The sequence below is a fragment of the Lacticaseibacillus parakribbianus genome (assembly GCF_025490915.1).
Classification (GTDB): domain Bacteria; phylum Bacillota; class Bacilli; order Lactobacillales; family Lactobacillaceae; genus Lacticaseibacillus; species Lacticaseibacillus parakribbianus.
Genome location: NZ_JANQBA010000010.1, coordinates 86,927 through 108,649, shown reverse-complemented (window position 1 = coordinate 108,649; position 21,723 = coordinate 86,927). Strand labels below are relative to the sequence as shown.

The 21,723-nt window shown below is 62.3% G+C and carries 20 protein-coding genes and 1 tRNA gene; 18 read left to right on the top strand and 3 right to left on the bottom strand.

Going from position 1 to position 21,723, the window contains the following annotated elements; translation table 11 throughout:
- Positions 1-244: 244 nt before the first annotated feature.
- From mltG to NUH19_RS09460, 6 genes are all read left to right on the top strand, one after another.
- Complete coding sequence (mltG, locus tag NUH19_RS09485) at positions 245-1,339, top strand: endolytic transglycosylase MltG (RefSeq protein ID WP_276580280.1); 1,095 nt, start codon at positions 245-247, stop codon at positions 1,337-1,339.
- A 56-nt stretch (positions 1,340-1,395) separates the two neighbouring features.
- A complete protein-coding gene (udk, locus tag NUH19_RS09480; protein WP_262316314.1) occupies positions 1,396-2,034 on the top strand; it encodes a uridine kinase in 639 nt (212 codons plus the stop codon).
- Positions 2,035-2,107: 73 nt separating this feature from the next.
- Complete coding sequence (greA, locus tag NUH19_RS09475) at positions 2,108-2,584, top strand: transcription elongation factor GreA (RefSeq protein ID WP_262316313.1); 477 nt, start codon at positions 2,108-2,110, stop codon at positions 2,582-2,584.
- Positions 2,585-2,715: 131 nt separating this feature from the next.
- Positions 2,716-3,429: a cell wall-active antibiotics response protein LiaF gene (gene liaF / locus NUH19_RS09470; protein WP_262316312.1), complete on the top strand. Its 714-nt coding sequence runs from the start codon at positions 2,716-2,718 to the stop codon at positions 3,427-3,429.
- Entirely contained in the window at positions 3,426-4,487 is a 1,062-nt protein-coding gene (locus tag NUH19_RS09465) for a sensor histidine kinase (RefSeq protein WP_262316311.1), read from the top strand. The genes liaF and NUH19_RS09465 overlap by 4 nt, the downstream gene beginning before the upstream one ends.
- On the top strand, positions 4,484-5,128 hold the full coding sequence (locus NUH19_RS09460) for a response regulator (RefSeq protein ID WP_262316310.1): 645 nt from the start codon (positions 4,484-4,486) through the stop codon (positions 5,126-5,128). Before NUH19_RS09465 ends, NUH19_RS09460 begins: the two co-directional genes overlap by 4 nt.
- Positions 5,129-5,186: 58 nt before the next feature.
- On the opposite strand, the gene NUH19_RS09455 is transcribed toward NUH19_RS09460, so the two are convergent.
- Positions 5,187-7,808, bottom strand: a complete 2,622-nt coding sequence (locus NUH19_RS09455) for a YfhO family protein (protein WP_262316309.1) — start codon at positions 7,806-7,808, stop codon at positions 5,187-5,189.
- A 139-nt stretch (positions 7,809-7,947) separates the two neighbouring features.
- Between NUH19_RS09455 and NUH19_RS09450 the strand changes: the two genes are divergently transcribed.
- The 5 genes from NUH19_RS09450 to NUH19_RS09430 all read left to right on the top strand — a co-directional run bounded on the left by NUH19_RS09450 (position 7,948) and on the right by NUH19_RS09430 (position 12,674).
- Positions 7,948-10,077: a peptidoglycan D,D-transpeptidase FtsI family protein gene (locus tag NUH19_RS09450; RefSeq protein ID WP_262316308.1), complete on the top strand. Its 2,130-nt coding sequence runs from the start codon at positions 7,948-7,950 to the stop codon at positions 10,075-10,077.
- A 304-nt stretch (positions 10,078-10,381) separates the two neighbouring features.
- Complete coding sequence (locus tag NUH19_RS09445; RefSeq protein WP_262316307.1) at positions 10,382-11,059, top strand: rhomboid family intramembrane serine protease; 678 nt, start codon at positions 10,382-10,384, stop codon at positions 11,057-11,059.
- Positions 11,060-11,063: 4 nt separating this feature from the next.
- Positions 11,064-11,297 (top strand): YqgQ family protein, encoded by a 234-nt coding sequence (locus NUH19_RS09440; RefSeq protein WP_262316325.1) that lies wholly within the window; start codon positions 11,064-11,066, stop codon positions 11,295-11,297.
- Positions 11,290-12,246, top strand: coding sequence for an ROK family glucokinase (locus NUH19_RS09435; RefSeq protein WP_262316306.1), 957 nt, complete (start codon positions 11,290-11,292; stop codon positions 12,244-12,246). The genes NUH19_RS09440 and NUH19_RS09435 overlap by 8 nt, the downstream gene beginning before the upstream one ends.
- 23 nt (positions 12,247-12,269) lie before the next feature.
- The gene (locus NUH19_RS09430) at positions 12,270-12,674 is read left to right on the top strand and encodes a rhodanese-like domain-containing protein (RefSeq protein ID WP_262316305.1); all 405 of its coding nucleotides are present in this window, start codon (positions 12,270-12,272) and stop codon (positions 12,672-12,674) included.
- A 49-nt stretch (positions 12,675-12,723) separates the two neighbouring features.
- Here NUH19_RS09430 and NUH19_RS09425 read toward each other — a convergent pair whose 3' ends face one another.
- Positions 12,724-12,903, bottom strand: coding sequence for a DUF3042 family protein (locus NUH19_RS09425; protein WP_262316304.1), 180 nt, complete (start codon positions 12,901-12,903; stop codon positions 12,724-12,726).
- Positions 12,904-12,989: 86 nt separating this feature from the next.
- Between NUH19_RS09425 and miaA the strand changes: the two genes are divergently transcribed.
- From miaA to NUH19_RS13105, 6 genes are all read left to right on the top strand, one after another.
- Complete coding sequence (miaA, locus tag NUH19_RS09420) at positions 12,990-13,931, top strand: tRNA (adenosine(37)-N6)-dimethylallyltransferase MiaA (protein WP_262316303.1); 942 nt, start codon at positions 12,990-12,992, stop codon at positions 13,929-13,931.
- Complete coding sequence (locus tag NUH19_RS09415) at positions 13,928-15,184, top strand: methionine gamma-lyase family protein (RefSeq protein ID WP_262316302.1); 1,257 nt, start codon at positions 13,928-13,930, stop codon at positions 15,182-15,184. The genes miaA and NUH19_RS09415 overlap by 4 nt, the downstream gene beginning before the upstream one ends.
- Before the next feature lie 172 nt (positions 15,185-15,356).
- Positions 15,357-15,722, top strand: a complete 366-nt coding sequence (locus tag NUH19_RS09410; protein ID WP_262316301.1) for a MerR family transcriptional regulator — start codon at positions 15,357-15,359, stop codon at positions 15,720-15,722.
- Positions 15,723-15,748: 26 nt separating this feature from the next.
- Complete coding sequence (glnA, locus tag NUH19_RS09405; RefSeq protein WP_262316300.1) at positions 15,749-17,089, top strand: type I glutamate--ammonia ligase; 1,341 nt, start codon at positions 15,749-15,751, stop codon at positions 17,087-17,089.
- A 255-nt stretch (positions 17,090-17,344) separates the two neighbouring features.
- On the top strand, positions 17,345-18,262 hold the full coding sequence (gene rbsK, locus NUH19_RS09400; RefSeq protein ID WP_262316299.1) for a ribokinase: 918 nt from the start codon (positions 17,345-17,347) through the stop codon (positions 18,260-18,262).
- Positions 18,263-18,418: 156 nt separating this feature from the next.
- Positions 18,419-19,006 (top strand): GNAT family N-acetyltransferase, encoded by a 588-nt coding sequence (locus tag NUH19_RS13105; protein WP_262316298.1) that lies wholly within the window; start codon positions 18,419-18,421, stop codon positions 19,004-19,006.
- 131 nt (positions 19,007-19,137) lie between these two features.
- On the opposite strand, the gene NUH19_RS09390 is transcribed toward NUH19_RS13105, so the two are convergent.
- Complete coding sequence (locus NUH19_RS09390) at positions 19,138-21,525, bottom strand: Xaa-Pro dipeptidyl-peptidase (RefSeq protein ID WP_262316297.1); 2,388 nt, start codon at positions 21,523-21,525, stop codon at positions 19,138-19,140.
- 108 nt (positions 21,526-21,633) lie between these two features.
- On the opposite strand from NUH19_RS09390, the gene NUH19_RS09385 reads away from it, so the two are divergent.
- Positions 21,634-21,707, top strand: a tRNA-Arg gene (locus tag NUH19_RS09385).
- Positions 21,708-21,723 lie beyond the last annotated feature (16 nt).

The window sequence follows — 21,723 nt, the reverse complement described above, 5'->3', positions numbered from 1 at the left end:
TGCGTGATCCAGCGGCCAGCCCGTCGCACGTGCGGCGGGTTTTTCTGTTTAAGGAAACGTTTGCTTTGCCAAGAGCAATTGCCGCCGCGGGTCTTCGCGGGTACAATGGTTTCTGACGGCGTGGCCAAGGTCGCGCCTAACAGCTTGGAACGGCCGTGAACGCAGCGGTCCGGTCATTTTGAGGAGGGCAATCGTGGAGAACTTGCCGAATAACAACGCGCAAAAACAACGTGATCAGCAGGTGATGCAGGCCTCGCGGCACATCGTGGCTTGGGTGGTCGGGATTTTTGCCACCTTGCTGGTGGTGGTTGGCCTGATGGCGGCCCTGTACGTTCGCCGGGCCCTACAGCCGCTGGACGACAGCAGCCACACCAAGATTGAGGTCACCGTGCCGATGGGGGCCAGCACCGGCGACATCGGCACCCTGCTCGAGCAAAAGGGCGTGATCAAAAGCGCCTTGGTGTTCAAGTTCTACGTGAAGTTCCACAACGTCCCGAGTTTTCAGGCGGGGCCGTACCAGTTCACCAAGGCGGATTCCTTCGACGACATCCTGACCGCGTTGCGCGGCGGTGCCGGATCCGATGTGACCGTCGGCTCGGTGCTGGTGGCCGAAGGGGTGCGAGCCGAGCAGGTCGGCGATCAGATTGCCAAGCTCAGCAAGAAGAACCCGGCGATGACCAAGGCCAACTTCCTGTCGGCGCTGAAGGACGACACGTTCTTCAACTCGCTGGTCAAAAAGTACCCGAAGCTGCTCAAAAGCGCCCAGAGTGCCAACGGCGTTCGCTACCGGCTGGAGGGTTACCTGTTTCCGGCGACCTACGACGTCGGCAGCAAAACCACGATGGAAGCCCTGATCACCCAGATGGTGGCCAAGACCGACTCGGTGATGCACAGCTACTACAGTACGATTGCGGCCAAGTCCTACTCGGTGCAAGAGGTCATGACCCTGGCCAGTCTGGTGGAGCGTGAAGGCGTCAACGCCGTCTCCCGTCGCAAGATTGCCGGCGTGTTCCTGAACCGCCTGGCCATCAAGATGCCGCTGCAGTCGGACGTCGCGGTGATGTACGCGCTGAACACCTACAAGACGCAGCTGACCAACAAGGACACGAGCATCGACTCGCCGTACAACCTGTACAAACACGCCGGCTTTGGCCCGGGGCCGTTCGATCAGCCGTCCGAAGACGCGATTCGCGCGGTGTTGTCGCCGACCGACCGCGCGGCGAACTACCTGTACTTCGTGGCCAACCTCAAGACCGGCGAGATTCTTTACGCCAAGACGTTGGCCGAGCAGAACGTGAACGTCGCGAAGTTCGCGGCGGACAACGGCACCGCAAAGTAACCGCGTCAAAGGTGCAGCGCCGCCACCACTGGCGGCCGGATTTGGAGGCAAGTTTTTTGACAGTTCAAAAACCTATCGTGATCGGCGTGACCGGCGGCTCGGCCAGCGGCAAGACCAGCGTGTCTCGGGCCATCTTCGACCATTTTTCCGGCCACTCGCTGCTGTTGCTCGAGCAGGATTCCTACTACAAGCACTCGGATCTGCCCTTTGAACAGCGGCGCTTGATCAACTACGACCACCCGCTGGCCTTCGACACCCCGCTGCTTCACCAGCAGCTGCGGGAGCTGATCGCCGGGCGGCCGGTCGACAAGCCGGTTTACGACTACGCCGACCACAACCGCTCGACCCAAGTGGTTCACGTCGAACCCAAGGACGTGATCATCGTCGAAGGCATCTTGATTCTGGCCGATGAGGAGCTGCGCAACCTGATGGACATCAAGGTCTACGTCGACACCGACGACGATATCCGCATCATCCGGCGCATTCGCCGCGACATGAAGGAGCGGGGCCGCGACCTCGACGACATCATCCGCCAGTACCTGAAGACGGTGAAGCCGTCTTACCACCAGTTCATCGAGCCGACCAAACGCTACGCCGACATCATCGTGCCGGAAGGCGGCAGCAACTCGGTGGCCATTGACCTGCTGGTGACCAAGATCAAGGCGATTTTGGACGCCCGGGGGCTGACCAACTGAGTGCCTGGTTGTTGACAAGGGCCAACGCCAGGTTGTATATTGCGACTGATAAGAAGAAGAATTGAGGGATACCATGGCAGATAAAGTCTACCCAATGACAGCCGCCGGTAAGGTGAAGCTGCAAGAAGAATTAGAGAATCTCAAAACCGTGAAGCGTCCGGAGGTCATCAACCGCATCAAGGTGGCCCGAGGCTTCGGGGACTTGTCCGAAAACTCCGAGTACGAGGCGGCCAAAGACGAGCAATCCACGCTTGAGACCCGCATTGTGACCGTCGAGAACATGCTGCGTTACGCGCAGATCATCGACGCCAACGCGGTGGCCGCAGACGAGGTGTCGCTGGGCAAAACCGTCAGCTTCGTCGAAGACGGCGACGACGAGGAGGAAACCTACGAGATCGTCGGTGCCGCCGAGGCTGATGCCTTCAACGGCAAAATCTCCAACGAAAGCCCGATCGCCGAAGGGCTGATCGGCCACAAGGTTGGCGACGTGATCAGCATTCAGACGCCGGGCGGCGACATGACCGTCAAGATTACCAAGGTGCAGGGTTAACCTGCCGCGTCAGACTCCGGCTTGCCGGGGTCTTTTTCGGTCTCAAGCCGGACGCGGCAGGGGGCAGGGTTCGGTATAATGGGCCCATAAGCCCGACGCGATTTGGCAAGTGACCGGGCAGGGAGGTAATCATGCATAGGCGATGGCAACTATTTTGGCTGATTGAGTGCGGCCTGTTAATTCTGCTGGGCTTTCAAACTGTCACCAACCCGTCGTCTCTGGCGTCGCTTCTGGTCGGCAGCTTCGCTCTGGTGCTGGGGCTCAAGGGCCGCTTTTGGCGAACCTTCTGGCTGACGCTGGGCGCCGTTTTGATCGTGGTGGCGGTGTTCTCCAACCCCACGGTCTGGGTGATTCTCTTCATCGGCCTGATTGGGCTTTTGAGCGTGTTTTCGGGCAAGCAGCACGACCGCATCGTGCCCTGGGCCAAGAAGCAGTACGTCGCGGTTCGGGCCGGCGAAGCCGCACCCAAGGGCGGCACCCGCCGGCGCCACCCGTGGTTTGGTGACGAAACCATCGGCCAAAGCGTCTACGAGTGGGACGACATCAACCTGACTCTGGCCGCCGGCGACACCATCGTCGACCTCGGCAACACCTTGCTGCCCCAAGGCGACAGCACGATTGTGATCCGCAAGGGCTTTGGCAAGACCCGCATCCTGGTGCCGGTCGGCGTCGGCATCATGGTCGATCACAGCGCCGTTCTCGGCGATTTGACCCTTGATGGCGTCGAGCTTTCCCTGCATAATGAATGTGTGAAGCACTTCAGCCAGGATTACGACACCGCCAGCCGGCGCGTCCACATCATCACCAACGTGCTGATCGGCGACTTGGAGGTGTTATCGGTATGAAGCGGCAACGAATTTGGTGGCAGTTCTTGGTCACCTTGGTGCTCACCGGGGCCCTCGAGTTCGGTCTGGTGTACATGGTCGCGGTGCGAACCAAGACCGGCTACCTGAACCTGCTGATGACCACTGTGTTCGCCGGGCCGGTGTTGGCCTACCTGATTTCCGGTGCGGTGCTGGTCGCGCTGATCGTCAGCCTGTCGACTTACGGCATCGTGCGGTACCAGCACAATCAGCTGTCGCGCCGGCTCACACAGCTGGTGGCGGGGCAATACGAGGCGCCGGTGCTGGCGCGAACCGGCCAGGCCAACGTCGCCCTGGGCAACGACGTGGCGACGCAGCTTGAGTCCCTGCGGCAGAAAATGATTCGGCTCCAGCACGAAATCGAGCGCTACTCCAGCGCCCCGGTCATGGTCGACGGTGAATCCAAGGAACAGATTCTGACCGGCGAGCGCCACCGGCTGGCCCGTGAGCTTCACGACTCGGTGTCCCAGCAGCTGTTCGCGGCGATGATGATGCTGTCGGCGCTGCGGTCGGTGGTCACCCAGACGCGGCCGGAGGCGCCGGAGCTGCGCCAGATCACCACCATCGAAACCGTGATCAACGAGGCCCAGGCCGAGATGCGAGCCTTGCTTTTGCACCTGCGGCCGACGACGCTTGAGGGCAAGTCGTTGCGGGAAGGTATCATTGCCTTGCTGCAGGAGCTTCAGACCAAGATCAAGATTCACATCACCTGGGAGCTGGCCGATGTTCACCTGTCTGCGGCGGTGGAGGACAACCTCTTTCGCATCGTGCAGGAGCTGTTGAGCAACACCCTGCGCCACGCCAAGGCCCAGAACCTGGAGGTCTACCTGCGCCGCATCGATACCAACGTGATTTTGCGGGTGGTCGACGACGGTGTGGGGTTTGACCCCAAAACCGAAAACACGACCGGCAGCTACGGTCTGTCCAACATCTCCGAACGTGCCGCCAGCATCGGCGGGGCGGCCAAGGTGATTTCGTTCCCCAAGCAGGGAACCAGCGTTGAAATCCGCGTTCCGCTCTCAAAGGAAGTTAAAGCATGATAAAAGTTTTGATTGTCGACGACCACGAAATGGTGCGATTGGGCATCTCCACCTACCTAGGCGTGTTGCCCGACCTTGAGGTGATCGGTGAGGCCACTGACGGTCGCGAGGGGCTGACCATGGCGCTTGACCTGCGTCCCGATGTGATCTTGATGGACCTAGTGATGCCGAACATGGACGGCATCGAGGCCACCCAGAAGATCCTCGCGGCATGGCCCGAGGCCCGCATCATCATTTTGACCAGCTTCATCGACGATGAAAAGGTCTATCCCGCCATCGAGGCCGGCGCGGCCAGCTACATTCTCAAAACCGCGACCGCCGAGGAAATCGCCAACGCGATTCGCCAGACGGCCCAGGGCGAATCGGTGCTCGAGCCGCAGGTCACCACCAAGATGATGAACCGGCTGACCCAAAAACAAAAGCCCGAGCTGTACGACGACCTGACCAACCGCGAGCGCGAGGTACTGATGCTGATCGCCAAGGGCAAGAGCAACCAGGAAATCGCGACCGAGCTGTTCATCACGCTCAAGACGGTCAAGACTCATGTCTCCAACATCTTGGCCAAGCTGGAGGTGGAAGACCGCACCCAGGCGGCCATCTACGCCTTTCAGCACGGGCTGGTTCAAAAAGAACAGGATTGATTCCGCAAGACGCAAAATGGCGAGCCGACTCGGCTCGCCATTTTTGCGTTCTGCGGAATCAGCGCCGCCAAGCCAGACGCCTGCGGCCAGCGTGGCGACCCAGCGGCGTCAGCCACCACAGGAGTGCGACGACCAAAAGTGCCAACAGGCTGATCGTCACCCCGAGCCACAGGTAAGGTGGTGTGTAGGTCAGGGTGATGCGGTGGGTGCCAGCCGCAAGCGGCACGGCGATGAACAGGCGCAGCGCCGTCTTTGCCGCGGTGGGGTGGCCATCGACGGTCAGGTGCCAGCCCGGGGCGTTGGGGATCGTGGTCATCAGCACCTGGCGCTTGGCCACGGTGATGGTGGCTTGGGCGCTGCGGTCGCCCAGTTGCAGGTGCTGCCAGGTGCCACGACGCAGCGTGTTGAGGCCGGCCGTCGCCTTGGCGAAGTCGAGCTGGTACAGCTGCAAGTCGGCGAAGTCGGCGCTGTCTTTTTTGAGGGTGAAGGTCAACGTCGTCGGCTTGCCGGGCTCGGTCGGCGTGACGTTCAACAGCTCCTTGTCGCGGAAGGTGTCGTAAATCGGCACGGCGCGACCGTCCTGGGTCAGGCTGACCAGCCCGTCGGTGAAGTTGGCCCCGATTTGCAGGTAGTAGGGATCGGTCGTCTTGGCCGTGAAGGTGTACGACACCGTGGTGGCCTTGGCAATCGGCTTCTTCTTGAACACCGCGCCGGTTTGGGTGACGCCTACCAGGTGCGGCGCGGACAGCGCAAGCGGCGTGAAGTAGGTGCCGGTTTTGGCCCCCAGCAGACCGTTCATCAGCCGTTCCTGGTTGAGCACGGGGGCGCCTGCGGTCAGCTTGGTAGTCAAAATGTCGGCGCTTGCCGCAAAACCCAGCCCCAGCGCGTAAGGGTTCTCGTACAGCGATAGCGCCTCGGTGTGGCCGGCCTGGTCGTAGGTCAACAGGTCGGGTCGCGCCGACACCTGAGGCAAAAAGGCGGTGCTGGTGCCGTCGAGGTTAGGGGTGACAAAGCCCCGCAGGTCCAAGAAGGCGTCGGTCAAAACGGTGCCCGCAGTGTAGGCGACAAAGCCGTCGCCGGCGGATTGGCCGATCGCGCCAAAGAAGGTCGGCACCGCCGGCTCGAACATCGAGTTGAACTGGTCGGTGCCCATGTAGCCGACCTGCATCGCGTCGTTTTTGGTTCGCAAGACGGTTTTGCCGATGCGATCCGCCGTGCCGATGCGGCGCTGCAGCTTGGTCACCCCGCCGCGCAGGGCCTCCGTGTAGGTGTGGTAATCCGAGTGGCTGATGTAGCTGAGCTGATTGAGGGTGACCACGGCGTTGCTGCCGGCATCAAAAATCAGCAGCACGCAGACCAGCGCGTGGAACCAGGGCTTGGTGTCGTCACGAATGGCGAGTAGCACCAAGGCGGCGGCCAGCATCAGGGTGGTCAGCACAATCTGGTGGGTGCTGAGGTAGGGGTAATCGTCGGCCTGCCAAAAGACGAAGGCGCAAAGGGCCGCGGCCGCGACGATGGCCCCAATCAGTTGAACGGCGCTGGGCCCCGCGGGGTGCAGCGCAAGCTCCCGCCAGCCGAGCTGAATCACCCAAAAGACGATGACAAAGGAGAAGCGGTAGGGGTACCAGACGGGAAATTGCATGCCGTGCCACAGCAGGTCCAGTGGCTCGTACATCACCGACAGTAGCAAAAACAGGCTCCAGCCGCCGGCGACCAGCCGCTCGCGCCAGTTGACCTGGCGATCGAAGAAGTACAGGGCAAAGCCGATCAGCGCCAGGCTGCCGACGAAGATGTTGGCCTCACCGCTTGGCATCTGGTCAAAGGAGAACGAGCCGGCAAACAGCTTGCCCAACAGCTTCATCGGGTCGGACTCGAAGCGCCAGTGGATCTTGGTGACGGTGTAGGTCCCCTTGCTTTGCGCCAGCTGAAACAGTGTCGGCAACAGCACCCAGGCCGACGCGGCCCCGGCCAGCAGCGACCCGCCGGCAAAGCGGCCGAACGCTTGGATAGCCTGGCGGCGGGTCGGGTGAGCGGCGACCAGCGCAAAGCCGAAGTAGCCGATCAAAAACAGGCAGATCATGTAGCCCATGTAGTAGTTGGCCACAATCGCCACGGCCAGCCACAAGGCGTAGCCGACCACGCGCCGCGAGGTCACCAGCCGGTCGAGCCCAAGCGCCACCAGCGGCAAAAACACCGCGGCGTCCAGCCACATCAGGTTCAGCTGATTGGCCAGCATCCACCCGGACAGCGCGTAGGCGCAAGCCAGCCCGATCAGCCAGCCGCCTTTGGCCCCGTGAAAGCGCAGGTAATGGCCCATCGTCAGGCCACAGGCTGCATACTTGGCCAGCGTCATCACGGTGATGGCCAAATCCAGCGCCGTTTTGGGGAACAGCAGGATGATGACGTTGAACGGACTCATCAGGTAGTAGGCGAACACCCCGAACATGTCGCCGCCCAGGTCCTTGCTGAAGGCGTAGAACAGCTGACCGGGGTGGCCCAGCACGGTCGAACGCCACAGGCTGTAAAAATCGATGTACTGCTGGCCCATGTCGACGGTCATGACGCTGCTGTTGCCGAAGGGGTAAACCTTGGTCGCGATGAAGTAGCCGGCCATGATGACGGCCGGCATTAGGGCCGCAAACCACAAGGCGTGGCGCTGAATGAAGCGGATGAGTCGCATGCAAAACCTCCAAGAAACCTTAAAGTTCTTCAATGAATGGGTCAAAAGCGATACCCATAGTCTAACATACTGGTTGAGCCGTGGCGTTTGGTCACGATTTTTGCTACACTCGAGGCAGACACTTAAAGGGGATCTGATTTTGAAATACATCCGGACGCCAAAACCCAAGCGCGAGCACTCACACATTCCGTTTCGCCTGAACCTGCTGTTCTTTTTCGTGTTCGTCCTGCTGGCGGCCCTGGTCGCCCAGTTGGCATACCTGCAGATTATGAACGGCGGCAAGTTTCGGGCCGCGGTCGATAGCACGGGTACCGCGACGGTGACCGGCACGGTGCCGCGCGGCGAGATTTTCGACAGCAAGGGCCGGGCCTTGGTCACTAACCAGCCGGATTCCGCCATCACCTACACCAAGGGCGTCGGCGTGACGTCTGAGCAGATGCGCCAGGTCGCAGACACGCTGGGCGGCTACATCACGGTGACGGTCGAGAGCATGCTCGACGGCGACTACGCGGATTACTACCTGGCCGATCCGGCGACCTCCAAGGCGGTGATTGCCAAGCTGCCGGCCGCCATGCAAAAAAGCGGTGTGAAGCCGGCGGTGTTGTACCAGGCCGAGCGTGAGTACGCCAAGAAGCACCTGCCGACCTTCACGGACAAACAGCGGCAGGCCGCCTTTATCTACAAGAAGCTCAACGGGGCCTCCCAGCTGACGACGGTGTACGTCAAGGACCAAGACGTCACCACCAAGGAGGTCGCGACCGTCGGCGAGCACCTGACCAAGATGTCCGGGGTCAACCTGGGTACCAACTGGACCCGCACCTACCCCAACGGTAGCTCGATGGCCGGCATCATCGGCACCGTGTCGAGTGAAAAGGCCGGGCTGCCCGAGGAAACCATTAACGCATACCTGGCCAACGGCTACGCCCGCAACGACCGGGTCGGGACGTCTTACCTCGAAAAGGCCTACGAGAACGTGTTGCGCGGTGCCAAGTCCCGCACCCAAGTCGAGATCGGCAACAACAACGCGATTGTCGATCAGGTCCAGCAGTTCAAGGGCGAGCAGGGGGCCAACCTCAATTTGACCATCGACTCCCAGTACCAGGCCAAGGTGCAAAGCGCGTTGACCAAAACCTTCGCCGCCGCGCTGAAGGCCGGCAAGGCGCAGTACGCCGACGGGGCCTACGCCGTGGCCATCAACCCCAATACCGGGGCGATTCTGGCCATCGCCGGCCGGGCCCACAACACCAAAACCGGCAAGGTGACCGACGACTCGCTGGGCGTGATCAACCGCGCCTTCACCATGGGGTCCGTGGCCAAGCCGGCGATGGTGCTCGGGGCCTTGCAAGACGGCGTAATCACCACGACCAACAACACCCAGTCCGATGTGCCGATCTACCTGACCGGCACGGCGGTCAAAAAGTCCGACTACGCGGCCGGTACCTTTGGTAGCCTGACGGCGGCCAAGGCCTTGGCGGTGTCTTCGAACATCTACATGATGCGCCTGGCCATGAAGGAAGGGAACGCCAAGTACGTGCCGCACAAGCTGTTTGGCATGGACAACGACATTTTCACCAAGATGCGCTACTACTTCTCCCAGTTCGGGCTGGGTCAAAAAACCGGCATCGACCTGCCCGGCGAAACCACCGGCCAGGCCGCCAACACGATCAACCCAGACACCGGCCTGCCGCTCTACGGTTCGGCGCTGGACTTCTCGTTTGGTAACTTCGATACTTATACCCTGATTCAAGAGGCCCAGTACGTCTCGGCCATCGCCAACAACGGCTACCGCCTCAAGCCTTACGTGGTCAAGAGCATCAGCAAGACGCTGAGCAACGGCCAGGCCGGGCCAACCGTCTCGACCACCGTCCCGACCGTCCTGAGCAAGGTCAAAAACACGCAGGCCCAGCTCAACTTGGTTAAGCAGGGGATGTGGGAAGTGGTTCATGGCACCTCGGGCTGGTCGACCGGCATGGCGCTGAAGCCGCTGAACCCGGGCGTCGCCGGTAAAACCGGGACCGCGCAATCCTTCGCGCATGTTGATCCCGACAACATGAACTCCAAAATGGTCGAAACCATCACCCAAAGCTTCATCGGCTTCGCCCCGGCCAAGAACCCGCAGGTCGCCATCGCCGTGGTGGTCCCGAACCTGTCGGAGCAGACGAGCTACGCCTTGGACATCGCCAAGCAGATGTTCACCGATTACTACAGCCTCTACAAGGTGGCCAAGGTCAAGAACTACTCGGAGACCCAGGCGACGATTAACGGCTGAGCGCCAACCCGAACCGGCGCGATCCGTCGGCGCTGGTCAGGTCACGCGGAGCCGCTTGAAAGCGCCGGTAAGGCAATGACTGCCTCACCGGCGCTTCTCGCGTTGCCCGTTTCGCGCAAGCGTGACCATCCGCGCGGGTATGCTAGGCAGTGTCTTCAAAAAATGCTACACTGTAAGGGATAACTGGACTGACCAGTTGTAGGGGAATCGTTTGGCTCCTGTTTGTGAACGGGAGAGTAGAAGCGCCCCGTCCGGGTGACCGCGGCGGGGCGTTGTGCGTGAGCGGATGCTAAAGGAGGGTGCCATGCAGCGAACTTGGCGCAGACTTGATGACACACCGTTCGTGACTTATGCCTTGCTGGCGGTCACGGTGCTGGTGTTTGTGCTGGAGACGCTGGGCGGTGGCTCGACCGACAGTTACGTGCTGTTGCGCTTCGGGGCCCGGTGGAACCCACTGATCTACTTGGGTCAGTGGTGGCGCCTGTTCACGCCGATGTTCGTGCATATCGGCCTGATGCACATCGTGGTCAACGCCGTGTCGCTGTTTTACCTCGGGGCAATCACGGAGCGCATTTTTGGTCACTGGCGTTTCCTGGTGATCTACCTAGTGTCCGGGGTGGCCGGCAACGTGGCGAGCTTCGTGTTCAACGCTAACGGCCTGGCCGCCGGGGCCTCGACCGCAATCTTCGGGCTGATGGGCGCGTTTTTGATGCTCGGTGACAGCTACCGGCACAACCCGGTGATCACGCAGCTGTCGCGGCAGTTCATGATGCTGGCGGCGATGAACCTGGTGTTCAACCTGTTCTCAAGCGGAGTGGACATCTTCGGGCACATCGGGGGCCTGGTCGGTGGCGTGTTGATCGCGTTTGCCGTCGGCGCCCCGCAGCTCGGGCCGGTGCCGACCAGCCGCCGGGTGATCGGCGGTACGGTGCTGGTCGTCGGGCTCGTCGCACTGCTTTATGTGGGGTTCACTTATGCCTGAGACGCTGAGAACATACTACGACGTGCTGCAGTTGCTGAAGCGCTACGGCACTTACATCCACGTGGGCAAGCGGCTGTGGGACATCGAGCTGGCCGCCGTCGAGGTCGACCGGCTCCACGCGTCCGGCTTAATCGACGACCGGCTTTACGCATCGGCTAAAATTGTGCTGCGCCACGCTCACGAACAAGAGCAAAACCACCCCTTAATCCAATCTGACGGAGGAAAAACTGATGACTGACAAGAAGCTGATCGGCGTAGACTTGGGCGGGACGACCTGCAAGTTCGCCATTATGACCGCGGAGGGCGAGATCCAGCAGCGCTGGAGCATCGACACCAACATTCTGGACGAGGGACGCCACATCATCCCGGACATCATCGCGTCCATCACCGACCACCTGGCGCTTTACAACATGAAGGCCGAGGACTTCAACGGCATCGGCATGGGGACCCCAGGCACGGTCGACACCGAGCAAGGCACCGTCATCGGCGCCTACAACCTGAACTGGAAAACCCTGCAGCACCCCAAGCGCGACATCGAGGCGGCCACCGGCATTCCCTTCAGCATCGACAACGACGTCAACGTGGCGGCGCTGGGCGAGCAGTGGAAAGGGGCCGGCAACAAGTCCAAGAACGTGACCCTGGTGGCCCTGGGCACCGGCATCGGCGGCGGTATCATCGCCGATGGCCTGCTGCTGCACGGGGCGGCCGGCTCGGCCGGTGAAATCGGTCACGTCACGGTCGACCCGAATGGCTACATGTGTACCTGCGGCAAGAAGGGCTGCCTTGAAACCGTCGCCAGTGCCACCGGCGTGGTTCGCGTGGCCCGTGACATGGCCGAGGAATACGCAGGGGACTCGACACTCAAGCAGATCCTTGACAACGGCGACGACATCTCCTCCAAGATTGTCTTTGAATGCGCCCAAGCCGGCGACAAGCTGGCTTTGATGATTGTCGACAAGGTATCCTACTACCTGGGTCTGGGCCTGGGCAACCTGGGCAACATGCTCAACCCGGAGTACATTTTGATCGGCGGCGGGGTCAGTGCCGCCGGCGACTTCCTGCTGTCGCGGGTCGATCAGTACTTCCAGTCCTTCGTCTTCCCGAACGTGCGTAACACGACGCACCTGCGGCTGGCGACGTTGGGCAACACGGCCGGCGTCATCGGGGCGGCCAGCTTGGCACGATAAGTTAGCGAATAGGGGCGAGATTTTTGATTCAATTCTTAGTTATTTTACTGGGGGCCGGGCTGATTGTCTGGGCGGTGTCTTGGGGCATCGGTGCATTCCAGAAGTCGCGGCTGAAGTCCGTCGGCGGGGAGCTGTCTCCCGAGGACTTTGAAAAAACCATGCGCAAGGCGCAGATTATCGACCTGCGCGAGAAGAAGGACTTCGACGCCGGCCACGTGCTGGGGGCCCGCAACCTGCCGTTCACGGTGCTCAAGACCCGCATGAACGAGCTGCGCAAGGACCTGCCGGTGTATATGTACGACCTGACCGGCCAGATGTCCGTTCGCGCGGCCACGCGCCTGAAGAAGGCCGGCTTCACGAAGCTGTACTTCCTTAAGGGCGGCTACGATAACTGGTCCGGCAAGACCAAGGCCAAGAAGCTCTCTTAGGTAATCAAAAACGGCGACCACGAATGCGGTCGCCGTTTTTTTGATTGGGCTAGCCCATGTGAGCGCCGTGGCGCTTGCGGTTGGCCTTGCGCCGGTTGGAGTTGATCTCTTCAACCTTGTCTTCGACGGGTTCAATGTAGGATTTCTTGAAGGCGACGACGCTTCCGGCTACGGCGCCGGCGGTTGCCAGAACCCCGAACAAGAAGCCCTTGAAAAATTTGTGCTTCATACAGATCCCTCTTTTCACTAAGCCGCATTCCGCGGGTTTGGTAGAACTTAGGTGCTACATTCAGTATACTAGAAGCTGGTGATGAAATGAACTCTGAGGCTTTTAAAACCCAAATTTTGATGATTGGCGGCCCGACCGCTACCGGCAAAAGCGCCCTGGCCGTTGCCTTGGCCAAGCGCTTCTCCGGTGAGGTGATCAACGGCGACGCCTACCAGATCTACACTGGCATGGACATCGGCACGGCCAAGGTCACGCCCGCCGAAATGGCGGGGGTGCCACACCACTTGGTCGATATCGTGGCGCCGGGGACGCCGTTTTCGGCCGCTCAGTTCGCGGCCCGGGCCACGGCGGCCATTGAGGCGGTGAGCGGCCGCGGTCACCTACCGATTGTGGTCGGTGGCACCGGCTTTTACCTCAACACGCTGCGGCTGGGGCTGAACCTGGGCGGAGCGGCCCCGCCCGCTGGCCTGCGAGCGGCGCTGAACGCCGAGCTCGCAGCGGCCGGGCCGGCCGCCTTGCACAAGCGGCTTGAGGCGGTTGACCCGGCCGCGGCCGCGGCGATTCCCGAAGGCAACCCGCGGCGGGTGATTCGGGCGCTTGAGGTCGCCGCCACCGGCCAGCTGTTCTCCAGGCAACAGCAGTCGCCGCCGGCCTACGATGCGCTGGTGCTCGGGTTGACCACCGAGCGGTCGGCCTTGTACGCGCGAATCAACGCGCGGGTTGACCAGATGCTCACCGCCGGGCTGCTCGCCGAGGTGCGGCGGGTGGTGGCCGCGGCCGGTCCCGAAGCGCAGGCGCTGAGGGCCATCGGCTACAAGGAATTCCTGCCGTACCTGAATGGGGATTGCGACCTGGCCGCTGCGGTGGCCGCCGTCAAGCAGAATTCGCGGCGCTACGCCAAGCGCCAGCTGACCTATTTTCGCCACCAGATGCCGACGCACTGGTTCGACCTGGTGGCACACCCAGAGGAACTTAAAGACGTCGAGGCGCTGGTCGCCTCGTGGCAAACAAAGGAGAACAAGCATTGAGTTGGAAAGATGAGTACGATGCCAAGCTGATTGCGCTGGTAACGGACGTCGATCGGCAGATTGCGCCGCGGCTGGCGGAGATTGACGAGCAGATCATGGATAATCAAGCCAAGGTCCTGAAGGCCTACCGCGATCACCACGTGGCGGAAAGCAGCTTGCTGGGCACCACGGGGTATGGCGACGATGACTTCGGCCGCGACACCTTAGAGGCCATCTACGCCCAGGTGCTGGGCGGCGAGGACGCGCTGGTGCGGCCGCAGTTCGTCTCCGGCACCCACACCATCGGCGTGGCGGAGCTCGGCTTGGTGCGGCCCGGCGACGAGCTGCTCTACATCACCGGCGAGCCGTACGACACGCTGCAGCAGGTGCTGGGCATGGCCGGCAACGGCATCGGCAGCGCCAAGGAGTACGGCATCAAGTGCGATTACGTGCCGCTGCTGCCGGACGGTTCGGCGGATTTGCCGGCGATCAAGGCCCGCATCCGGCCGGAGACCAAGGTGGTCTGCATCCAGCGCTCGCGCGGCTACGCGACGCGCGACTCCTTCACGGTGGCCAAGATCAAGGAGATGGTAGCGGCGGTGCGGGAAGTGGCGCCTGACGTGTGGATTTTCGTCGACAACGCGTACGGTGAGTTTTCCGAGACCCTGGAGCCCCTGGACGTCGGGGCGGATCTGATGGCCGGGTCGCTGATCAAAAACGCCGGCGGTGGTATCGCCAAGACCGGCGGCTACATCGTCGGGCGCAAGGACCTGGTCGAGCGGGTGTCCTACCGCATGACCGTGCCTGGCATCGGTCCGGCGGAAGGGGCGACGGGCAGCAACCTGTTCGACATGTACGAGGGCTTCTTCCTAGCGCCTTCCGTCACCGGCAACGCGATCAAGGGGGCAATCTTTGAGGCCGCCTTGCTTGAACGGTTGGGTCTGGACGTGGCGCCGAAGTGGGATGCGCCTCGCACCGACTTGATTCAAACGGTCAACTTCGGCAACCCGACGGACATGGTCAGCTTCACCAAGGCCGTCCAGGAGAACTCGCCGGTCGACGCCTTCGTCACTCCGGAGCCGTCCGAGATGACGGGTTACGAGGACAAGGTCGTGATGGCCGCCGGTAACTTCGTGTCCGGCTCGACCATCGAGTTCTCCGCCGATGGCCCCCTGCGGCCACCGTATACCCTGTACATCCAGGGGGGGCTGACCTACGCCCATGTGCGGTTAGGCATCATCGGCGCCGCTCAGGTCACCTTCTTCACCAAATAGTGCCGCAAACGTGAACAACTGCCGCAATCCCGAACGATATTGTTCGGGATTTTTGCGTTGTGCCGAAAAAAAGTGACGGCCGGGGCCAATCTTGTCAGCTATTGTGACATCGACCGTTGACAAGCCGGAGGGGGATTGGTAGACTGAACCACGTTATGAAGGGAGCCTTGTCATGACCGAGATCAGCGATTTGCGCAACCGCCCCGTCCTGCCGATTGGTACAGTAATCGCGTTGACCGACCTGACCGCTCGCCAGATCCGCTACTACGAGGCCCAAGACCTGATTCACCCCGAACGCAGCCAGGGCAACCACCGGCTGTACGCCTTGCGCGACGTCGACGCCTTGCTCGACATTCGCTCGCAGCTGGCCGCCGGTTTCACGCTGGCCGACATTCGCCGGCAAAAACAGCGCCAGCCAGCGCAGCCGACCAGCGACTCGGCCGTGCGGCACATGCTGCGTTCGGAACTGATGAACCAGGGCCGGCTGAACCCAAGCGACCGCAACTTCCCGACTCAGGGTTTTGGCTTCCGCAACTAACCCACTTGCAAAGGAGTCTTCATCTGATGGCAAAAAAACAGATCACGGCTGACATGATTCGTGAAAGCGTGGCCAAGGAAAACGTCCAATTCCTGCGCCTCATGTTCACGGACATCAACGGCATCATCAAGAACGTCGAGGTGCCGGTGTCCCAGCTCGACAAGGTCCTGGCCAACAAAATGACCTTCGACGGCAGCTCGATCGACGGCTTCGTCCGCATCGAAGAAAGCGACATGCTGCTGTTCCCGGACCTGAACACCTGGCTGCTTTTCCCCTGGGAGAACGATCACGGCAAAATCGCCCGGCTGATCTGCAGCGTTCACGAGCCGGACGGCAGCCCGTTCGCCGGTGATCCCCGCAACAACCTGATTCGCATCGTGGCCGAGATGAAGGCCGCCGGCTACTCCGCCTTCAACATCGGACCGGAACCGGAATTCTTCCTGTTCAAGCTCGACGAGAAGGGGGAGCCGTCGCTGCAGCTCAACGACAAGGGCTCGTACTTCGACTTCGCGCCGCTGGACATGGGCGAAAACTGCCGGCGCGACATCGTGCTGGAGCTTGAGAAAATGGGCTTTGAGGTCGAGGCCTCGCACCACGAGGTCGCGCCGGGCCAGCACGAAATCGACTTCAAGTACGCCGACGCCCTGAGCGCCGCCGACAACATTCAGACCTTCAAGCTGGTGGTCAAGACCATCGCCCGCAAGCACGGGTTGTACGCGACCTTCATGCCAAAGCCCTTGCACGGCATCAACGGCTCGGGGATGCACATCAACATGAGCCTGTTCAAAGACGACGCCAACGTCTTTTACGATGCGCACTCAGACAGCGGTCTGTCTGCCGACGCGATGCATTTTCTGGCGGGGCTTTTGCTTCACGCGCGTGGGTTGACCGCCATCAACAACCCAACCGTGAACTCCTACAAGCGCCTGGTGCCAGGCTTCGAGGCGCCGGTGTACATCGCCTGGTCCGGCACCAACCGCAGCCCGTTGATCCGGGTCCCGAACGGCAAGGGGCTGTCCAAGCGCCTCGAGCTGCGGTCGGTTGACCCGACCGCCAACCCGTACCTGGCGATTGCCGCAATCCTGGAAAGCGGCCTGGACGGCATCAAGAACCAGCTGACGCCGGAGCAGGGCATCGACCGCAACATCTACCGGATGCAAGACGCCGAGCGCAAGGCCAACCACATTCAGGACCTGCCGTCGACCCTGCACAACGCGCTGAAGGCCCTGGAGGACGATGCGGTGGTCAAAAAGGCGCTGGGTGATCACCTGTACCAGTCCTTCAAAGACTCCAAGGACCTGGAATGGGCGGCTTACCGTCAAAGCGTCTCCGAGTGGGAACGCGAACAGTACCTCGAGCTCTACTAAAGGCCCAGTGATTCTTCCCAAAAGCCTGGACCCAACCGGTTGGCCAGCGCGGCCGGCCGGTTTTTTTGCGCTCGCAAGGCGGCTTGAGGCGGCCAAGCGGGTGACGCCCAACAAGGCCAAGCGGGTGACGCCGAACGAGGCCGGCGGCACCTGCGGCAGCCCGGCCAGGAGCTGGCGGTGAGGACGGCCGGCAGCGACCGGGCCGGACAAGCGTCTTGGGATGTGGTATGCTGTTGTCGCACAAGGAGGACGAACATGAACAGCGTAACGATTCTCGGCAGCATCAACGTCGACAGCATTTTGCACATTCCGGTCCTGCCCAAGCCCGGCGAAACCATCCGCATGACCGCCTTCTCTCAGGCGGCCGGCGGCAAGGGCGCCAATCAGGCCGTGGCCGCGGCGCGCTCGGGGGCGCAGGTGGCGTTCATCGGTGCCACCGGCGATGACGCCAACGCAGGCTTCATGCGCAACCAGCTGGCAGCGGCCGGCGTTGACCTGACCGCCGTGGCCACGGTGGCCGAGACGGCGACCGGCCAGGCCTACATCCTGCTTCAGGCGAGCGGCCAAAACTCGATTGTGATTCAGGCCGGCGCCAATGAGACGATCACCGCCGAACAGGCCGTGGCCGCATACCACAAGACGACCTTCACCGTGGCGGAGTGCGAGACGCCGCTTGCGGCGACCCAGGCGATCTTTGCGGCGGCCCGGGCGGCCGGTTCGGTCACCGTGTTGAACCCGGCACCGGCCCAGCCGCTGCCCCAGGCGCTTTTGGCCGTCACCGACGTCATCGTGCCCAACGAGACGGAAAGCGAGAAGCTGACCGGTATCACGACGGCGACGGCGGCCGGGCTCGCGCAAAACGCGGCCTTTTTCCACGCGCAAGGGGTGCAGGCCGTGATCATCACGCTGGGGGCCGCCGGGGCCTACCTCTCGCTGGCCAAGCGGGCGACGCGGGTGCCGGCCTTTGCGGTGACCGCAGTCGACACGACGGCGGCCGGCGACACCTTCATCGGTGCGTTGGTGGCGGTGCTGTCACCGGACCTGCACAACTTGCCGGCGGCGGTCGAGTACGCCAGCATGGCCTCGGCCCTGGCGGTTCAACGGCTCGGTGCGTTGCCGTCGATTCCGCTGAGGGCGGAAGTCACCGCGGCCTTGGCGGCGGCGCATGACTGAGGCGGCGGTCGCCCTGTGGCGACACCGCGCCGCGTGTGCCTATATTTCAGACACAGTGGCCGCGGTGGCCGCCGACCTGGCGGCGCCCACCATCACCGTGGTTCAAACCGCCGACTGCCTGGCGGTTTTGGATCAGTACCAGAAGGCCCCGACTGCGTGGCCGAGTGTTGGGGGCCCTTCGCCCAAGACCTTGATGCGGCCCTCGCCGCGCTTGGAACGCGGTTGTTGCACCGGCCGGCAAAACTGCGCTTTTTTGCCGCGGCCGACAGCGCAGTAACCAAGTGGCTGCGGCAGCGGCGGGTTGCCCTGAAGGGTCAGACGATTTGGTCAATGCCGCAGTTGGTGGCGCGACCGCCCGTAATGCCGCTGACGACGCCACCGGCCGATATGGCGGCGGTACTGGCGCTGCACCACCAGTTCTTCGCCGGGTCGGCTATCGCACAAGTCGATGCGACCCATCCGCTGTTTGTGGTGCGTCAGGGCCAAGCCGTGGCGGGTTACGCCTACGCTGAACAAGAAGGGACGATTGGCCGCTTGCTGTACGTGGCGGTGGCCCCAGCGTTTCGCCGGCAGGGGCTGGCTGCACGGCTGGTGCGGTCGGTTCAGGCCGACCTGACTGCCGGCGGGGCGACGGCGCTCACGCTGGTTCAAAGCGAGCAGGCCCAGGCCGCTGGCCGCTTGTACGGCCGCCTGGGGTTCGCGCCGGGGCGGCGGCTGGTCAGTGGCGAGCTGATGGTGCGATAATTGCGTGTTTCCGTGGTGGGGCTAGGTCGCTGGCGCCGCCTTTTTTGCGTTAGCGCCAGGACCGCACGGCCGGCGCCGGACGCAAAAACCGCGCGGCGCCGTCAGTAGCGGGGTCGCGCGGTTCAGATTGGTTAGTCGGTGCTGCGAAGCGGTAGCGTCAGGGTGCTTTGCGCAAGGTCGACGTGATAGTTGGTGACCGCCACGGGGCGGTGGGTCTGGGCCATGTCGGCGCCGTGGATGATCAGCGCCAGGTGGCGAGCGGCCGGCAGCGTCAGGTGCGTCGGCTGAAGGTCAAAGTCGATGGTGAACGGTTCGCCCGGCACCACCGGCACGTTTTCGTAGGCGTTGTGCTGGTTTTGGACGTTCGCGTGGCCGAAGGTGATCAGCTTGCTGGCGGTCGGTGCCACCTTGGCGAACTCTAAGATGTTGGTGGTCTTGTAGTCGTAACCCAGTGGGTAGCCGCCGCCTTCGACCAGCTTGGCCGTGGTGCCGAAGCGCTCAGCCTCACCGACATCGACCAGCCGCACGGAGAGAATCGCGGTCGGCTGATCGACCCACAGCCGCAGCTTAATGTGCGGGGTACCCTCAAGCGTCACGGTGTCGTCAAAATTCGGCAGGTCCAGCCACAGGCGGCTGGTGTCGTATAGGCTCTTTGGTTTGACGATCTCAAGCTCGAAGGAATCCGAGGTCTCGTGGTTGGCGGTGAAAATCTGCGTCGCGGTGTCGGCGAAGCTGGCGCGGCTGCTGGTGAGGTCGGAGGCCAAGTTCAGCGTCTGCTCGCGGTGCTTGGGGCCGGCCCCGAAGTCTTCGTAGGCGTGCCAGGTCTGCTCCTCGACGTTGTCTTGAACCAAGACGTTGGGTAGAACCTTCGGCGCGTCGTTTTGGACGTCCAAGAGCTCGTAGGACAACCACAGGTTCATCATGTCGGTGAAGTCAAGCGACAACACGTTGTTGACGTAGACGTGCTGGCCCTGGTGCAAAATCAGTTTCTTGTTGATCGGCAGGTCGCGCAGGCCGTCCCAGAGCTTGATCACGTTCTTGGGCTTGACGTTCCAGTCGTTGAGGCCGTGGGTCGACACGACGTCGCAGGTGATGTTGGCCAGGTCGTTGCGGTAGTTGCGGGCGTCCCACCAGGCGGTGTAGTCGCCGGTGGTGCGGTCCTGGTCGCGGGTGATCGCGGCCAGTGCCTTGTCCCAGGTCGGCTTCATCTTCAGGTAGTCGCCGGTGTTCTTCTGGCGCGAGTAGGTGTCGACGGCCAGGACGTCGGCGTCCTCGCCCTGGAAGCCGCCCGGGGCGACCACCAGACCGTTTTCACGGTAGTAGTCGTACCAGCTGGAGATTGCGGACTCGGAGATCACGGTCTTGAGGCCTTCGACGCCGGATGTGGCGGCGGCCACGGCCAGGGTGCCGAGGTAGGACTTGCCGGTCATTGCGACCTTGCCGTTGCTCCACCAGGCCTTGATCTCGATGTTGTCGGTGCGGTTGGTGAAGGCGCGACGGGCGCCGGTCAGCCACTCGATGACGGCGACGGCGCTGGCCGTCTCACCTGGGCCGCCGGTTTCGCGAACGCCGTCGGAGCCGCGGGTGCCGATGCCGGCGGCGTAGACGGTGGCAAACCCCCGCGCCAGGAAGTAGTCGTTGAGCGGGTAGATGCCGTTCTCGTCGCCGTAGACCTCGGCCGTCTGGCGCTCGCCCTTGACCTCGCGGTGCGGTAGTGCCGGCTGCGGCGCCGGCTTGGCGGTGACCTCCGCCAGGGTGCGGGAGTGGGTCTTGACCGCCACGGTGTCGCTTGGCTTGTGGGTGATCCAGTCGACGTCGTTGGTGCCGTGGAAGTAGGGGTTGGCCGTGAACAGCACGGGCACGCGCAGCCCGGCGTCGGTTTCAAGCGGTCGGAAAATCGTCGCCTCAAGTAAGTCGCGCTGCCCGTCGTGGTCGGTGTCGAGGTCGGATTCAATCCAGACGACCTCGCGGTGAATGCGGCGCGGATCGAACACGTTTTGCGCCTTGCCGTTGAAGAACAAGAAGCGTGGCGTGTCACCCTGGAAGTCCTTGAAAAAGCCGCGGGTGGCCAGCGCGTCCAGGTAGTTGACTAGGTGCTTGGTGCGAGTGGTCAACAGCAGGTACAGGGCCGCCAAAAATTGCTGCGGGGTGGTGATGTCTGAATCGACCACCGGCAGCTTGGTGGCGGCCGCGAAGCGCAACGGGTCCTCGAGCTTGAAGTCGGTGAGACCCTCAAACCCTAGCAGCTGAAGCGCCGCGGCGTAGAACTGCTGGCGGGTGATGGCGGTCAGGTTCGGCTGCAGCAGGTCCAGCAGGGTGGTGTGGTCGTCGATGGCGATGCCCTGCAGCTGCTGGGCCTTGGTGGTGGCGGTGTGGGCCTCCGGGAACAGCAGCGCAAAGTCGGTGCGGGCGAGTTTGGCCAGGCCCAGCTCGGGTGCGACGGCGAAGCCGAGTTCGGCCAGCTCCTTGATCTGCGTCGCGGCCGCCGGGGTCAGACGGGCGAATTGATTAAGTTTCAATGAGATCACTCCAATGTCTTATAATGGTTCAAGTGTAAACAACTGGGCCCAGGCTTTCAAGCGTTGACTCTCCGCGAGGCTATCCTTATAATAATTAGGTTCGATCAGGTGCCAGTAGCTCAGTAGGATAGAGCAATGGTCTTCTAAACCATCGGTCGCGGGTTCGACCCCCGCCTGGCACATTGGACAGCAGCAAGC

Excerpts from the sequence above, each read along its gene's own strand:
- mltG (WP_276580280.1), top strand. The coding sequence starts at position 245 with ATGCAGGCCTCGCGGCACATCGTGGCTTGGGTGGTCGGGATTTTTGCC.
- miaA (WP_262316303.1), top strand. The coding sequence starts at position 12,990 with ATGAACTCTGAGGCTTTTAAAACCCAAATTTTGATGATTGGCGGCCCG.
- liaF (WP_262316312.1), top strand. The coding sequence starts at position 2,716 with ATGCATAGGCGATGGCAACTATTTTGGCTGATTGAGTGCGGCCTGTTA.
- greA (WP_262316313.1), top strand. The coding sequence starts at position 2,108 with ATGGCAGATAAAGTCTACCCAATGACAGCCGCCGGTAAGGTGAAGCTG.
- NUH19_RS09465 (WP_262316311.1), top strand. The coding sequence starts at position 3,426 with ATGAAGCGGCAACGAATTTGGTGGCAGTTCTTGGTCACCTTGGTGCTC.
- NUH19_RS09425 (WP_262316304.1), bottom strand. The coding sequence starts at position 12,903 with ATGAAGCACAAATTTTTCAAGGGCTTCTTGTTCGGGGTTCTGGCAACC.
- NUH19_RS09445 (WP_262316307.1), top strand. The coding sequence starts at position 10,382 with ATGCAGCGAACTTGGCGCAGACTTGATGACACACCGTTCGTGACTTAT.
- glnA (WP_262316300.1), top strand. The coding sequence starts at position 15,749 with ATGGCAAAAAAACAGATCACGGCTGACATGATTCGTGAAAGCGTGGCC.
- rbsK (WP_262316299.1), top strand. The coding sequence starts at position 17,345 with ATGAACAGCGTAACGATTCTCGGCAGCATCAACGTCGACAGCATTTTG.
- NUH19_RS09410 (WP_262316301.1), top strand. The coding sequence starts at position 15,357 with ATGACCGAGATCAGCGATTTGCGCAACCGCCCCGTCCTGCCGATTGGT.
- NUH19_RS09435 (WP_262316306.1), top strand. The coding sequence starts at position 11,290 with ATGACTGACAAGAAGCTGATCGGCGTAGACTTGGGCGGGACGACCTGC.
- NUH19_RS09455 (WP_262316309.1), bottom strand. The coding sequence starts at position 7,808 with ATGCGACTCATCCGCTTCATTCAGCGCCACGCCTTGTGGTTTGCGGCC.
- NUH19_RS09460 (WP_262316310.1), top strand. The coding sequence starts at position 4,484 with ATGATAAAAGTTTTGATTGTCGACGACCACGAAATGGTGCGATTGGGC.